At 49.6% G+C, this 15611-nt stretch carries 14 protein-coding genes; 4 read left to right on the top strand and 10 right to left on the bottom strand.

All coding sequences use genetic code 11. The annotated features are described in order from the left end of the window. Nucleotides 1–4: 4 nt before the first annotated feature. The 5 genes from adrA to ABVN44_RS04390 form a co-directional block, all read right to left on the bottom strand. Nucleotides 5–1117, bottom strand: coding sequence for a diguanylate cyclase AdrA (adrA, locus tag ABVN44_RS04410; protein WP_000484097.1), 1113 nt, complete (start codon nucleotides 1115–1117; stop codon nucleotides 5–7). 91 nt (nucleotides 1118–1208) lie between these two features. Next, nucleotides 1209–1529, bottom strand: a complete 321-nt coding sequence (gene psiF, locus ABVN44_RS04405) for a phosphate starvation-inducible protein PsiF (RefSeq protein WP_000705165.1) — start codon at nucleotides 1527–1529, stop codon at nucleotides 1209–1211. Between the two features lie 348 nt (nucleotides 1530–1877). Beyond that, entirely contained in the window at nucleotides 1878–2138 is a 261-nt protein-coding gene (gene iraP, locus ABVN44_RS04400; RefSeq protein ID WP_001518423.1) for an anti-adapter protein IraP, read from the bottom strand. Between the two features lie 296 nt (nucleotides 2139–2434). Continuing rightward, nucleotides 2435–3646, bottom strand: a complete 1212-nt coding sequence (locus tag ABVN44_RS04395) for a multidrug efflux MFS transporter (RefSeq protein WP_000446772.1) — start codon at nucleotides 3644–3646, stop codon at nucleotides 2435–2437. A 168-nt stretch (nucleotides 3647–3814) separates the two neighbouring features. Further along, nucleotides 3815–4528: an extensin family protein gene (locus ABVN44_RS04390; RefSeq protein ID WP_000480794.1), complete on the bottom strand. Its 714-nt coding sequence runs from the start codon at nucleotides 4526–4528 to the stop codon at nucleotides 3815–3817. Between the two features lie 77 nt (nucleotides 4529–4605). On the opposite strand from ABVN44_RS04390, the gene ddlA reads away from it, so the two are divergent. Then, on the top strand, nucleotides 4606–5700 hold the full coding sequence (gene ddlA, locus ABVN44_RS04385; RefSeq protein ID WP_001096588.1) for a D-alanine--D-alanine ligase: 1095 nt from the start codon (nucleotides 4606–4608) through the stop codon (nucleotides 5698–5700). A gap of 25 nt (nucleotides 5701–5725) precedes the next feature. On the opposite strand, the gene ABVN44_RS04380 is transcribed toward ddlA, so the two are convergent. Then, nucleotides 5726–5941 (bottom strand): DUF2754 family protein, encoded by a 216-nt coding sequence (locus tag ABVN44_RS04380; RefSeq protein ID WP_001239242.1) that lies wholly within the window; start codon nucleotides 5939–5941, stop codon nucleotides 5726–5728. A gap of 267 nt (nucleotides 5942–6208) precedes the next feature. On the opposite strand from ABVN44_RS04380, the gene ABVN44_RS04375 reads away from it, so the two are divergent. After that, a complete protein-coding gene (locus tag ABVN44_RS04375; RefSeq protein ID WP_000763139.1) occupies nucleotides 6209–6517 on the top strand; it encodes a YaiY family protein in 309 nt (102 codons plus the stop codon). 37 nt (nucleotides 6518–6554) lie between these two features. Here the strand turns inward: ABVN44_RS04375 and yaiW are convergent, their stop codons facing one another. Together yaiW and sbmA are read right to left on the bottom strand one after the other, a co-directional pair. Further along, nucleotides 6555–7649, bottom strand: coding sequence for a surface-exposed outer membrane lipoprotein YaiW (gene yaiW / locus ABVN44_RS04370; RefSeq protein ID WP_023232050.1), 1095 nt, complete (start codon nucleotides 7647–7649; stop codon nucleotides 6555–6557). Between the two features lie 14 nt (nucleotides 7650–7663). Further along, nucleotides 7664–8884 carry a peptide antibiotic transporter SbmA gene (gene sbmA / locus ABVN44_RS04365; RefSeq protein ID WP_000477023.1) on the bottom strand — a complete coding sequence of 407 codons (1221 nt, stop codon included), beginning with the start codon at nucleotides 8882–8884 and terminating at the stop codon, nucleotides 7664–7666. 346 nt (nucleotides 8885–9230) lie between these two features. On the opposite strand from sbmA, the gene ampH reads away from it, so the two are divergent. After that, nucleotides 9231–10388, top strand: a complete 1158-nt coding sequence (ampH, locus tag ABVN44_RS04360; protein WP_000830777.1) for a D-alanyl-D-alanine-carboxypeptidase/endopeptidase AmpH — start codon at nucleotides 9231–9233, stop codon at nucleotides 10386–10388. A 43-nt stretch (nucleotides 10389–10431) separates the two neighbouring features. Here ampH and iprA read toward each other — a convergent pair whose 3' ends face one another. Beyond that, complete coding sequence (iprA, locus tag ABVN44_RS04355) at nucleotides 10432–11055, bottom strand: hydrogen peroxide resistance inhibitor IprA (RefSeq protein WP_000950242.1); 624 nt, start codon at nucleotides 11053–11055, stop codon at nucleotides 10432–10434. Between the two features lie 85 nt (nucleotides 11056–11140). Further along, entirely contained in the window at nucleotides 11141–14086 is a 2946-nt protein-coding gene (locus tag ABVN44_RS04350) for an autotransporter outer membrane beta-barrel domain-containing protein (protein ID WP_023232049.1), read from the bottom strand. Nucleotides 14087–14598: 512 nt separating this feature from the next. Here ABVN44_RS04350 and hemB point away from each other — a divergent pair. Further along, a complete protein-coding gene (gene hemB, locus ABVN44_RS04345) occupies nucleotides 14599–15573 on the top strand; it encodes a porphobilinogen synthase (RefSeq protein WP_000130728.1) in 975 nt (324 codons plus the stop codon). Nucleotides 15574–15611 lie beyond the last annotated feature (38 nt).

The raw sequence follows: 15611 nt of genomic DNA, 5'->3' as shown, positions 1-15611 counted from the left end.
GACGTCATGCCGCCACTTCGGTGCGGTTACGTCCGGCATTCTTTGCTTTGTAAAGCGCCATATCCGCAGACTTTAACCATTCCCGATAATGACCGATTTGTGGCGTTAACGGCGCCACGCCCACGCTGATACGTAACATGACTTGCGGCGCGCCCGGCAAGCGTAAGGTATTTAGCCGTTCATGCACTCGCGACATGGCGGTAATCGCGCTGTCTGCCGGCGTTCCGCACATAATCACCGCAAATTCGTCGCCGCCAAAGCGCCCGATAATATCACTCCCGCGTAGCGTTATCTGTAATTGACGCGTCAGGGCGATAATAGCCTCATCCCCAACATCATGCCCCCAGGTATCGTTAATGCTCTTAAAATGATCGATGTCGATAATCAATAATGTCGCCTCCCGATGGTGGCGTCGGCTGTGATCGAATTCATTACGTAATAAAATTTCCCAGTGGCGTCGGTTATAGACGCCGGTCATGCCATCCCGCGAGCTCATCGCCTGCAAGCGTCGCTTATGTTCCGCTAATTTAATGGCCGTTTGATAACTTACCCAGGCGAACAGAAGCGGATACAACATAATGACGGGCAAAGAGAGCGTGACTTCCAGCGATGAGCTTCGCATAGCGACGGGTAGCCCGGTAAGCTGCAACGTCACCAGACATGACGCCAGCAAAAGGCCCATTCCGACAGTGAATAGCCGCCGCCCGCCAGCCCCCATCAGATTCATGCTCATCATCATAAACAGCGCGGCGGCAGGCAACATATTGACGCCCATCAGCGCGATCCACATGCCGGAGAGGATCGCATCCACTTTCAGGTTGTAAATTTCCTGGCGTAGCGGATCAAGGGCTTTCGCCGCCCACTGCCACGCCAGATGCGGCCAGACAAAAGACCAGCCGACCAGCAATAGCCACCAGCCGCCAAAGACAGGTTGCGACACTAACACGGCGGCTACCGGTAAAAACATCCCCCCTAACCCCACCGCACGCGGTAGCCTGATGCGCCGGGCGAAGCGCAATCCGGAGCGCTGACGATCATCAGAAGGGTCAGGCGGCGCTACCGCCTGTTCAACCGCTTTTCTGTAAAAATTTTCATCATTCATTATTTTTGGGAACATTTAGAAACAATTTTCCCAAATTATAGAAACAGAGCGCATGGAGGGAGTATGAAATTTCGGGTGAGTGTTTTTCAGGACTCACCCGATAGCACTACGCCGCTTTTTTCAGGCAGGCGCTCATAAACTTGCTACGGTCATCGCCTTTCAGTGATTGTTCCGTCGCCTGAACATTGCATTCACGCATTTTCTGCTGTTGCGGCGTCAGGCTTTTCTCGCCAGGGGCTGACTGACTGTTTTTCAGGCAGTCGCTAAGGTAGGTTTTACGCGCATCGCCTTTCAACGCTTGCGCTGTCGCCTGCTGATTACAGGTCGTCATGCGCTGCTGTTGCGGCGTTAACGGTTTCTCGGTTGCGCCGACGGCGGTTAAAAAGACCAGGCCAAAAAGTAAAGTCACCAGTAATGTTATTTTCATAGCACCATCCTTTTGTCAGTGTACGCATTACACGTTGTCCCTTTGGGAAATATCCCAGGGACTTTATATAAGTCTGGCTGTTACTGGCAAAAATACCACCCGGCAGTAAAAGTATTACTTACCGTTAGCAATATATGTTTTATTGATTGACAAACCGTAGGCTAATGTGCAACTCGATTATCCACAGTCACGCAGGATGCAGAAGAACAACGCATAACGTTACACTGTTATTACCATAGCCGCTTCGTTTTTATTTCGCTCTGTATTACCCAGAAGAAAATAAAAACGAAGCGGCTATGGTATTTCATAAAAGTAACGTTATAACAACTGTATTGTTTTAAAATACGATTAGTGCCGGGGGTGTCTCAGCAACTTTTTTACATATTGGCGCAGCAATTCCGTATCGTGATCAGGAACGCTGGCATCCGGCTTTACGCCTTCAAGTGCCCCCTCTACCTGACGTATCAACATCTCCTGCTCGTTTTGCGCCATGTTACGTAACATTGCTGTGACGATAATCTCTAACGCTTCTACCTGAGCAACCAGTTCTTTCGACTCTTCTTCTTTTTGGGCTAGCTTAAGCAACAACTCTGCTATGAGATTTTTCATGACCATATTTCCTTATTAGTTCCAGGGTGACGTTATCACTATGAAGAACCACTGCCTAGAGGCTGAAAGTACTATTTTTATGATACAGGAAGAACTTTACACAAATAATTATCACTGTCGCCGCAGCGAAACGTTTCTCAGACCGAAAACGAGACGATAATAAACCATCAAAAAACAATAATCACGCTATATCATAATTTAAGGTTATGCCATCTATAGAAAAACTTCACGGATAAAGAATATATCTTTTAATTTAAACCATATCGTAACGGCAGAAGCGCCGTTACGATGCACCGCTATTGGCCTTTCGCTTTTTGCGCGTTACGCCGACGACGTAACGCCAGGGTCAGTTGCCCGATATTGATCAACACGATCGCCGCCGTAGCGATAAAAACCCAGCGGAAACCGGCCATCGCCGATACCGTCGCGCCCATCAACGGCCCAACCACGTTGCCCAGGTACATAAATGACTGGTTGTAGCCAAAAATACGTCCGGTAATTTGGTCACTGGAGTATTTCACCAATAACGTTTGTACGGCGGGTAACATCGCGCCATCGGCAAAGCCTAACAAGAAACGCAACAGCCCCAACTGGAACGGCGTGGTGACCCAGGACATCGCGAAGAAAAGCAGCACTGCGCAGATAAGCGTGGCCATCAGAATTCTTTCCGTGCCGATTCTGTCGCCAAGTTTTCCCAGGCGAGGCGCGGAGATAAGCGCGGAGATACCGGGCACCGAGGCAATTAACCCGCTAAGAAAGGCGATGTTATTACTGTCCGGCATCATTGATTTGATAAACAGCGCCAGAATTGGACTGATGGAACCATTACAGAGTTGAATGACCATCGTGGTAAAAAACAAACTGATCACCAGCGCAGGATAAGGTAACGATGCAAAAACGGCTTTACCGCTCAGGCGTTCGCTTTTCCTGATGACCGGACGCACGCCTTCTTTAATTAAAAATAGCGTGACCAGAAAGCTCACCACCAACAGCATGGCGGTAATCAGAAATACCGCCCGCAGCCCGATATGATCCGCGACAAAGCCGCCCATTAACGGCCCGCCGATAACGCCGCTAATCTGCGCGGTAGAAAGCGTACTGAGCGCCCAGCCGCTACGTTCGCGCGGTACCTGAGAGGCTACCAGCGCCATGGCATTGGGGATATAGCCTGACGTTAACCCCATGATTCCGCGCAGCAGGAAAAGTTGCCAGACATGGGTCGCAAATGCCTGCAGTAGAATAGCTATCGCCATCCCGAGCGACGCGCGCAATAGCATCAGTTTACGCCCTTTACGATCGGCGAGACTGCCCCACATCGGCGACACAATGGCGGAAATAAGAAACGTGATGCTAAACGTTAACCCCGACCACATTGATAACGCTTCATGGGAAGAGACGCCAAGCTGGGAAATATAAAGGGGTAAGAATGGCAGGATTTGGCTGATTGCCAGCCCGGTAAAAAAACATCCAAACCAAACGGAAATTAGATTAACTTTCCAGGATTCCATAAGACTCGTAACGGTAAGTAGCTGAAAATACGCGTTAGCTTAGCAAGTTCTCTTTTTCCTGGTGGTTCCAGAGGTGCGATACGTCACACTTTGCTATTTTGTCTCCCCGTTCATCATTTTTGTGAAACATGTCACATTATATAGCCGCGCAAGGCAGACGTTTATGCTTTAACGACACACGCCGTAGCCCCGCATTCCAAGATGAAAATGGTTAGCATGAGCAGCGTTATAGTCAGGCCCGAGCCCATTGCCATAATAATGGCAACTGGCGTTTAACATAGCGCGTAACCAGGGCCCCGTCTCCTGACGCCCCCAGCCGCGCAGAACAGTGATTTTTCGGCCATCTGATAGCTGAAACCCGCTGACATCCAGCGCTTCTGCGCTGGCATGTTCACTGCGACGCGCATCCGGGCGGTGATAAATATTACGGCAGGCATAGCTGCCCAGATGTTCGATGCGGGTCAGGCGGCGCTTCATCCACGTTTCTGTTAAAGGTTTTGCCTGCTGTTCGACAAACAGCGCGGAGCGCAGCGCCAGCGGGCAGGAGGCTAAAAAACTGCTGCTCAGTTTGACCTGACCAAAATCTCTGACGCGCACAACATGGGACAAGGGACATTCACCAGCGCTATCCGCAACAGGTTGTGATGAAATTAATCCCTGTTGATTGGCCGCCGTCAACAGCTCCCGGCACTGCGACGGCGTCAGGCGCTGTAGTTTGAAGGTAGTGATCCAGCCTGGCGGATCGGCAAGTTGTAGCGGAGCAAAAGGATTATAATAAGAGGGAAGATAACGATATCCCAGCCCGCCAATACCGCCCAACAGCACAATAATCAGAAAACCCTTACCTCTCACGCGGCCTCCGTTCTCACATCCCATAAACATTATGGCAGAACCCCGCGAAACCCGCGTTTTGTCGTGGTAATGTATACGCTTTGCATTCGATGGAATGGGTTTTTAAGATGGCGAAATTGCGGGTAGGAATAGTATTTGGCGGTAAGTCGGCGGAACATGAAGTGTCTTTGCAATCAGCGAAAAATATCGTTGATGCGATCGATAAAACCCGCTTCGACGTGGTGCTGTTAGGGATAGATAAGGCAGGACAATGGCATGTTAACGATGCGGAAAATTATTTGCAGAATGCAGACGATCCGGCACATATCGCGCTACGTCCTTCGGCAATCAGTCTGGCCCAGGTGCCTGGCAAACATCAACACCAATTGATTAACGCCCAGAACGGGCAGCCGCTACCGACGGTAGATGTTATTTTTCCTATCGTCCACGGTACGCTGGGCGAAGACGGCTCATTGCAGGGGATGCTGCGCGTCGCAAACTTACCGTTTGTCGGTTCAGACGTGCTGAGCTCCGCAGCCTGCATGGATAAAGACGTCGCCAAACGACTGCTACGCGATGCAGGACTGAATATCGCCCCGTTTATTACACTCACCCGAACGAATCGTCACGCGTTTAGTTTTGCCGAGGTTGAATCCCGTCTGGGACTGCCGCTGTTCGTTAAGCCCGCCAATCAGGGCTCTTCGGTCGGCGTCAGTAAAGTCGCTAACGAAGCGCAATATCAGCAGGCGGTCGCGCTGGCTTTCGAATTCGATCATAAAGTGGTGGTGGAGCAAGGGATCAAAGGGCGCGAGATCGAATGCGCCGTATTAGGTAACGATAACCCACAGGCCAGTACCTGCGGCGAAATCGTACTGAACAGCGAATTTTACGCCTACGATACTAAGTATATTGATGATAATGGCGCACAAGTTGTCGTGCCTGCGCAGATCCCTTCCGAGGTGAATGACAAGATCCGCGCGATCGCGATCCAGGCTTATCAGACGCTGGGATGCGCGGGTATGGCGCGTGTCGATGTCTTCTTAACGGCAGACAATGAGGTCGTGATTAACGAAATTAATACGCTGCCAGGTTTTACCAATATCAGTATGTATCCAAAACTCTGGCAGGCGAGCGGATTGGGCTATACCGATTTGATCAGCCGTCTGATTGAGCTGGCGCTGGAACGCCATACGGCGAATAACGCCTTAAAAACCACGATGTAATAGCGCACGCCCGATAGCGCAACGTTTATCGGGCGTCTTTTACCTCACCATCTTCGCGCCGGCGAATGATGAACCCCGCCAGCCAGAAGCTAATAATCCACGTTACCAGCCCAACACCATAGGTTTGCCATCCTTTCGCCTCAAATCCCAGCAATCCTACGACGCCATTCAAAATAAAGATAAGGCCAATAGAGAAGGCATAGTAGTGCCAGTCACGACGAATTTTTACAGGCAAACGCATAACGACTCCGACGTATTAACAGCAACAAAAACGTATTTTTGCATACTTCTGGCGAGCGAGTCTGTGGGGGATACGGAATTTCTTAAATGTTAATTGATTTTGATAAAAGTGATCGTTTTGTGACAACTAACAAAAATTTACGCGATGGATACATTCCATATGTGAAATTACCATGATTCTGATATTGACAAACACAATGACCTGTCAGACTTCACAGTAAGCCGATGGCATAACGCCAGATCGTAGCCGATCATCCTGGAGGTCTTTATGGCTGATTTCACTCTCTCAAAATCGCTGTTCAGCGGGAAGCATCGAGAAACCTCCTCTACGCCCGGAAATATTGCTTACGCCATATTTGTACTGTTTTGCTTCTGGGCCGGAGCGCAACTCTTAAACCTGCTGGTTCATGCGCCGGGCATCTATGAGCATCTGATGCAGGTACAGGATACAGGTCGACCGCGGGTAGAGATTGGGCTGGGCGTCGGGACGATTTTTGGCCTGGTGCCCTTCCTCACGGGCTGCCTCATTTTCGCCGTTATCGCCGCGTTTTTACGCTGGCGTCACCGTCACCAATAAACCTTAGCGCGCTGGAGAAAATATCCCAGCGCGAAATTTATCGCCCCATACACCGCGCCCGCCGCTCATCAACTCGTTTAGCAAACCAGGCGGTCGTCAGCTTGCGCGTGATCTTCGGGCTTTCCAGTTGAATACCGGGCAACATTTCCCGCGCAAGCGTCTTGCCCGTTTTGGCCTCGGCCAGTTTATAGACTTTCTTGTAGAGCGCCGTTTTTTCAAACGCCAGGCTATCGCCTTTCTCCAGTTGGCTGCGAATTTCGCGCTCACTCATTCCCAACTGCCCTGCCAGTTTGCGCACCGCTAACTCTGTTTTGCCCGGTTCCTTGCTGTTATAACGAATCAGATCGCCATCCAGCGCCAGTTTTACCCCACTGGCTTTACTGACGGCATTCTGGAACGCAGCGTTACGGCTGGCGTACCATCCCGCGTTGAAGTCGGCGAAGCGGAAAACAGGCGCGCTGTAGTTCGCCGGGTAATTCAGCAAATGGTAGGTTCCAAACCACAATCCGCCACGGCGCGTAAAGACCTCCTGACGTACCGTACCCGCCATATTCCACGGATAGCCTTTCGCGTGCTGTTCGGCAAAGGCAATGCTGACCTGCATCGGGCCGCCCGTATGCACCGGGTTATATGCGCCAAATAGCGTCTGCCCCATAGGGACCATATTGATAAAGTCGTCAAAAATAGCGCTAAGCTGTTTTTCGGTTTTTACCGTGTCCAGGCGTTCGCTATAGCTCTTGCCGTTGGGGGAGTTAATTTTCAGCGCGGTGTGCACCAGAAACAGCGGAATGTGTAGTCGTTCAGCGCGGCGATCAATCTCCTGCCAGGCGATTTTACTTAGCCCCGGCACGACAGGATCCGCCTGATAACCGGACTCCTGCTGGGCGACAGCCAGCACCGAACAGATATTTTCTACCGTCGGCGCCAGCCCCTGGCTCTTAAACGTTGTCGCGATATCTTTCGCCCAGGCCTCTCTGTCTTTGACACTGGCCGGCATTTTCTGACGTACTACGCTTGCCACGTCGACAGGCTTCTCGCCCTTGCTCACCGGCTGCCCGGATTGACTACTACAGCCAGCCAATATGGCGACCGCCAGAAAAGGCAGAGGATAAAGACGGGACGCCGCCGACATAACGTTTCCTTCTGTTAGCTAAAAGAGTGGGTCACTTCCTGAACTGGCTGACCATCCAACTGACGTTCAAAGCTACGTAAACGTTTATAAATAGACATCAGCTCCACCAGCGTCGTCCAGGAGTTAATCAAATACTGGAACGAACCGCGCACCTGGCCAAACACGTTGGTAATTTGCGTCATCAGACCCAGCGTAATCGTACCGGCAACAATGGAAGGAAACAGCAGGAACAAACCGAAAACGTTATCGACCTGCAAATAGAGAATGCGCGCGATGTTGAAATACATATAGTGAAAGTAGAGACGGAAGTAGTTATGGCGCACCGCGCTAAACAGTTCACGGACGGTGGGCGGCGTGGCGCGGCTGGCGTCATCTTCACCGTAGACCAGCTCCTTACGATAAGCGGCTTCCACTCGCTGATTTTTAAATTCCAGCCCCGGCAATTTGATCCCGACGACCGCCAGCAGGCCCGTCCCCATTAATGACCAGACTATGGCGGCAATGACCAGGCCGTAAGGGATATGCCCTACGATGGGTAAATCCGGCACATGTGCTGACAGGGTGACTAACACCGGCAGAAAGGCGATGAGCGTCATGATGGCATTGATAAAACTCACGCCCATATTCTCCAGTGTAGAGGCAAAACGCATGGTGTCTTCCTGCACACGTTGGGCGGCCCCTTCGATATGGCGCAGGTACTGCCAGTGCGCCATATAGTGCTCATTCATTGCGGTACGCCAGCGAAATACATAGTGGCTGACAAAGAAGTTGTTCAGCACACCGATCACCACGGCGATAAGCGCAATACCGAGAAACACCCCCACTTCATGATAAAATTGACCAAGAGTGACCTTGTGCGGCGAGCTGAGCGCCGTTTGAATCAAATCATAGAATGGTGCGTACCAGGCGTTAACCGCAACGCCAACCTCCACCAAAAACCAGGTGACAAAAATAATGAGCGAGGTGCCAAGTATCGACCAGTACTGCCAGCGGTGCGGGCTATAGATGAACCAGAACGTTGCAAATAATCCCACGCAAATCAGGTAATAAGCATAAAAAATCAGATAGTCCAGCGACCAGAAGCGCGCTGCGCTGATAGGCACTTCATCGGATGCCCCCACAAGTCGCGCCACCCAATCTCCTCCTCCCGCCTGCCAGAAAATGACGGCGATCAGCGCCCAAACAAACGCCGACATGAAAAACGGCCCTGGCTTTGGGAAAAAAGATTTAAACATCATGCTCTCCTGCTAACTTCTTCTCTTTATTACGGCTGCTGTGACGGCGGCAATATCACGCCATGCCCACGCAAATGAAAGGGCTAAACCAGGCATTGTGACCTACGTTGTGACGCTTAGTTCGCACTTCTGCTCAACAGAATTGTTTCGACGAGTTTCATCCTAAGCAGGCAGGCTGACGCTATCAGGTTATCACAAGCGCTCTATCACAAAAGTAAACATTCTCCATCACGAAAACCCGCCGTTACGTTTTTTCACCCACTTTTTTCTCTTTAACGTTTTGCAATGTGCCGCCGGGTAGTATAAATACGCATAACCACCGTTATTTCACTTATGGACATCACCGTTGAAACGTAGTCTGCTTTTTACTGCCATGCTGTTTGCGGCATCACTTACTTCTGTCCAGGCGGCTCAGCCGATTGCCGATCCGGTTTTTGCCTCTGATATCGTTGATCGTTATGCCGAGCATATCTTTTATGGTAGCGGTGCCACGGGCATGGCGCTGGTGGTGATCGACGGCAATCAACGCGTGTTTCGTAGTTTCGGTGACACCAGACCGGGCAATAATGTTCGTCCACAGCTTGATTCGGTCATTCGTATCGCTTCTCTCACCAAGCTCATGACCAGTGAAATGTTGGTAAAATTGCTCGATCAGGGAACGGTAAAATTAAACGATCCTCTCAGCAAATATGCGCCTCCCGGCGCGCATGTCCCGACGTATCAAGGCACGCCGATTACGTTGGTCAACTTAGCGACCCACACCAGCGCGCTTCCGCGAGAACAGCCCGGCGGCGCGGCGCATCGTCCGGTATTTGTCTGGCCAACCCGCGAACAACGCTGGAACTGGCTCTCCACAGCAACGTTAAAAGTCGCGCCCGGTTCACAGGCGGCCTATTCCAATCTGGCGTTCGACCTGTTAGCCGACGCGCTGGCGACCGCCTCCGGCAAACCTTATACGCAACTGTTTGAAGAAAAGATTACTCGCCCGCTGGGAATGAAAGACACCACGTTTACCCCCTCTCCCGATCAGTGTAAGCGTCTGATGGTGGCAGAGAAAGGCGCAAGCCCCTGTAATAATACGCTGGCTGCCATTGGCAGCGGTGGGGTCTATTCTACGCCAGGAGATATGATGCGCTGGATGCAACAGTATCTGTCGTCAGATTTCTATCACCGTAGCCAACAGGCCGATCGTATGCAAACGTTGATTTATCAGCGCACACAGTTAAAGAAAATCATTGGGATGGACGTACCGGGTAAAGCCGACGCGCTCGGTCTGGGCTGGGTCTATATGGCGCCAAAAGACGGACGTCCAGGCATTATCCAGAAAACAGGAGGCGGCGGCGGTTTTATTACCTATATGGCGATGATCCCGCAATATAATATTGGCGCTTTTGTGGTCGTAACCCGTTCCCCCCTCACTCGTTTTACCAATATGAGCGACGGGATTAACGATTTGGTTACTGAGCTAAGCGGCAATAAACCGATTGCTATTCCTGCATCCTGAGTCGTCGCGCCTCGCGCTATATCAGACGAGGCGCAACCTTTTGTTAATATTCGGAGGGCAAACGGTTAATACTGATCAGTTTGCCTTTATTCATTTCAATGTAATTACCCTTACGCAGGGCCGCGAGAACTTCCGCCACCACCGATCGCGATACGCGCGTTCGTTGATGAATATAATTCATAACACCAATACGTGAGCGAAGTTCTTCATCCCACTCAATCATTGTCATTAACGTCGCACGAATCTGGTCGTAAGAATTATTACCAATGAGCTGCTTGTCACGAAGTTCCAGTACCTGACTTTTCCATACTATCCAACAGAAGGCTTCACGCCACAGTTGGTTCTGCTCAATGATGGCGAGAGTTTGTGATGATGAGAGGCGATAACCGATGCAACCGCTCTCCGCAATTAATTTATATTGTGCCTCTTTTTTCGCCACACCATCGGCTAAGCCGAAAATAAAGGGGGCCTGCACAATACCAATAAGAACTTTATCACCCCGAACTAACGAAACAACCCCCTCTAAAATAACAAAGGTATGGGTATTACTTTCATCAGGTGAACAGATAATCTCTTTATCATTAACAAACTCGAAACGCGTACCATGCTTAGAAAGGCATTTATCGAGTCTGTAGAATTCCTGTAGTGGCTTGCTTAAAGATAACATATGCATTCCTTGCAATAATGCCCGTCAAGTCCTTGACGGGCATTTTTCAGTTTAAATTACCTTTATTTCTCCTGAGAGAAAATGATTACCAGGTATATTTAACACCAACGTTTGCAGACCAGTCTTGATCAACATCACCGCCGCCGAGGTAGTTAGCATCGGTGTAGGCGCTGAAGTTCTTCGTGAAGCTGAACTGAGTACCCAGACCAACACGTACCGCAGAACCTTCTACGCCGTTGTCGATAGAGTCGCCGTTTACGTCAGCATCGTTGTTGGAGTCGTCGTAAACGTAAGCCAGTTTGAAGTACGGGGTCAACGCCTGATCTTCGCTGTAAGTGAAGGTATAACCTGCATCTACACCGAGTTCATAACGCATGCTGTCGTAAGACTGACCGTCAACTTTCATGTCGTTGCTCAGCTGGTAGTCGTCGCCAGACTGGAACAGACCGGATACGCTGCCGTAAGGCGTTACGTAGCCTGCATCACCCAGCTTCAGATCATAACCCAGTTTCAAGCCGAAGCCCCAGGCGTCAGAAGAGGTGTTGCCGTCAACGTAAGTACCGTCGCTCATATTAGCAGACAAATCGTTGTTGAAGTGAGAGTAGCTCAAGTTACCGTCAACAAAGATGTTGTTTGCGAAACGAGCGGAAGAGTAGATGTAGGCAGACTGGCTGTCCTGATCCACCTGACCGGTACGATCGCTCAGATCGCCTTTCGCGAAGCCTGCTGCCGCACCAACGATCCACTTAGCGTTGTTACCGTCAACTTTGGTATCAACACCGACCATGATGCCATTAACATCCTGATCGTAGTTAATGGTGCCGTTGTCGCCGTTGAAGTTACCGCCGAAGTAGCTTACCCATGCGCCGCCGTTATCCGCCAGGCCATGACGAGCGTTGGTCAGACGAGTACCAACGGTGTCTTGTTCCAGGTTCCAGATATTGGTGTTCGCAGAAGGAATGCTCAGCGCCATGTTAGCGTAGTCGGTCAGTTCCATCTGTTCCAGCACGACAGTGTTGCCTTCCTGCTTAGCCTGATAGGTGTAAGCACCCAGGTCAGCTTTGTTTGCTGCAGAGAAGGTCGCGTCGGTGTTTACGTCATTGACACGAATCAGCTCGTTGCCTTTGTAATCCGCAACAGAACCGGCACCAGTAGCGTTGTCGATGCGCACTTTATAGTTACCAGTTGCGGCTACAACGTTGTCAGTGTAGCTATTATCCGCTTCACCGTTAGCACTGTAAGTAGTATCAGCAGTGTTATCACCGTTGTAATAATCACCATTACCATTCACGGTCAAATGACCGTCAGAAGTCATAGCGATGACACCGTAACCATAGGTAGCGTTTGATGTATCGGTTGTGTTGGTGTGGCCGTTAACCAAATCAGCATTCAGCACATAGTCGCTGTTGTTGATGTTAAATACACCAGCGTTGGTCAGTTCCAGAGTATCTGTACCGAAAGAATCGGCATCAAATTCACCAGCACCGATGCTGAATTCACCGCCGTTTGATACGGTAATAGTGTTAGCATACAGATAAGCAGTTTCGTTTGTCAGATCAACTTTACTGTAGCTATCAACCGTCAGGTGATCGGTATCAACTTCACCATAGGAACTGAGGTTCATCGTTGAACCATTGGTCAATGTGATGGTGTCTGCGATTAAAGAAGAACTATCAGCTACGTTAACCTGAGAACCATTATTAACAGTTAGGGTATCGACGTTTGAAGTGTTTACCGTATCCCATTCAGAACCGTTATCCAGCGCTACAGTGAAGATACCGCTCTGGAAGGTCTTGTCATCAACAACGTTGCCCCATTTATCCACAGTAGAACTTGGTTCTAAGCTGTTAGTACCATCTTCAAGATCGTACATATCAGCCGGTGCGATATACTCATAGCTAAAGTATGCGTCACCTACCCACTTACTACCGTTATCCAGTTTGAGGTTCAGTTCATCAACGTTATCGTTGTCGTGACTCCAACCGCCATTCGTATCTTCTACGCCATCATTGTTGGTGTCATAACCGATTGGGCTGAAACCATCGCTGGCGCTGATAACACCATCGCCATTGGAATCAGCATTCGCGTCGTCAGCATTGTTGAAGTTACTCGTAAACACAACATCACCCATCAACGTTGAACCGTTGGTGAATGTAACGTTGTTCTTCATCGAATAGTATGAGTCAGGATCATCTGAGAACGATAAAGCAGTGTCATTCGGATTATGGTACCAGGTTCCTGTCGTTGTATCATAAACAGCGTTGCCAGAATAATCGCTTGGCTCTGAAGAGTTACCAAACCAACCGCTACCCTCAAGCGGAGTCACAGCCCCTGATGTAACAGTGGAATTGTCAACGACAATAGTGTTGTCCCAAGTATGAACATAAGCGCTATCCCCACCAGTAGCATATGTTGCGTCGTAAGTATCGCCCTGGCTCAGAGTAATACCTGCAACACGAGAGTTATTGGTGATATTAATATTACTTTCGACATCCAACGTTACAGCAGTGCCTAAAGAAGCTAATTCGGAAGTACGCCAATCTTCCGTAGTAACTTTTCCATCAGCATTATTATAATCATCGGTGAAGTAGAAATATTCATAATCATCATCGATAGTGGAGTTAGCGATATTGAGGGTAAATGTATCGCCATCATCCCAGTCATGATCAACATATGCTGTGTCATCCCACATATGTTGGGAAGTAATCATGCCATGGATGGTAGAATTGGTGATATTCAGTGTATTCGTAGAATCTGCGGTGTAGTCATTGTTCAGATAATACGTAGAAATAACACCATTTACAGTATCGTTGTTAAAGGATTGATCGAAATCGGTAGTTGCAGGATTGTAATAAACATAACCACCGTAAGTTACATAATCGGTGTCAGTATTGATCCCAGCGTACTGGGTAGTTGCGTCGTCATGATACCCAAAAGTGTTATAAGTAGTAGCATTCGCCTGAGAAGTGATTGCCAGAGTGCAAGCCAATGCTAATTGTGAGACTACAAGTTTCTTTTTCCAGGAGTGCATTTGTCATCCCTCCTCAGGGACGTAATATAGTTGATCCATCAATTATCAATGCATAAAAACATACAGATGTTTAGCAAGAAGGATTATGCGGCGTCATTGCTAAAAGGTTCAATTATTCTTTATCCTCAGTCCGGATTCGGATATGAATTAAAAGGACGTAATAAAAGGAAAATTTATAATTGAAAAGCATTCTTTTTCATGGTCTTACAAGAAAATAAAAAAACAAAACACATATAAGATAAATATGGATTAAAGAAAAACAAAATAAACATGAATAATGTTGAAACCCACATTTACTTAAATGACGATGAAATAAAACTAAAAACAACGTAAAACTAATTCTTATTTAAAATGATATAGTGCCTGAGGTATTAATCTTCGGTATATAAAAGAAGCGCCATGTTCTGCCGCCGCCGGGGCTGCGCCTGCTACGTTAAGGACCGTTTTCGTAAAACATCTGCCTGCAGATTCAGGTATACTGGGCCTTCGATTCCACAAACATCAGGCAGACCATGACAGACCTTATCCATCGCCCTCGCCGCCTGCGCAAATCCGCTGCGCTGCGCGCTATGTTTGAAGAGACAACACTTAGCCTGAACGACCTGGTGTTGCCGATCTTTGTTGAAGAAGAACTCGACGATTACAAAGCTATTGATGCCATGCCCGGCGTAATGCGTATCCCGGAAAAGCAGCTGGCGCGAGAGATTGAACGTATCGCAAATGCTGGCATTCGTTCCGTTATGACCTTCGGCATTTCTCACCATACTGATGACACCGGCAGCGATACCTGGAAAGAAGACGGCCTGGTGGCAAGAATGTCCCGCATCTGTAAGCAAACCGTACCGGAGATGATCGTCATGTCCGACACCTGCTTCTGCGAATACACCTCGCACGGCCACTGCGGCGTGTTGTGCGAACACGGTGTGGATAACGACGCGACGCTGGCCAACCTCGGCAAGCAGGCCGTTGTCGCGGCGGCGGCTGGAGCAGATTTTATTGCGCCCTCCGCGGCAATGGATGGACAAGTCCAGGCTATCCGCCAGGCGCTGGATGCCGCCGGTTTTACCGATACGGCAATAATGTCCTACTCCACTAAGTTCGCCTCTTCTTTCTACGGCCCCTTCCGTGAAGCAGCGGGCACCGCGTTAAAAGGCGACCGCAAAACGTATCAAATGAATCCGATGAACCGCCGTGAAGCGATTCGCGAATCACTGCTCGACGAAGCCCAGGGCGCGGATTGCTTAATGGTGAAACCGGCCGGCGCGTATCTGGACGTGCTGCGTGAAATCCGCGAACGCACAGAGTTGCCGCTTGGCGCTTACCAGGTGAGCGGTGAATATGCCATGATTAAATTTGCTGCTATGGCTGGCGCCATCGATGAAGAAAAGGTCGTGCTGGAAAGTCTGGGCTCGATTAAACGCGCCGGCGCCGATTTGATTTTCAGCTACTTCGCGCTGGATCTGGCTGAGAAAAATATTCTGCGTTAATTCTGTTACAGGGCGGCGCGCTGCCGCCCTTTCCCGAC

It is taken from the genome of Salmonella sp. SJTUF15570 (genome assembly GCF_043357055.1).
GTDB classification, from domain to species: Bacteria; Pseudomonadota; Gammaproteobacteria; order Enterobacterales; family Enterobacteriaceae; genus Salmonella; species Salmonella enterica.
The sequence above is the reverse complement of the archived record's forward strand: the minus strand, read 5'-3'. Positions and strand labels throughout refer to the sequence as shown.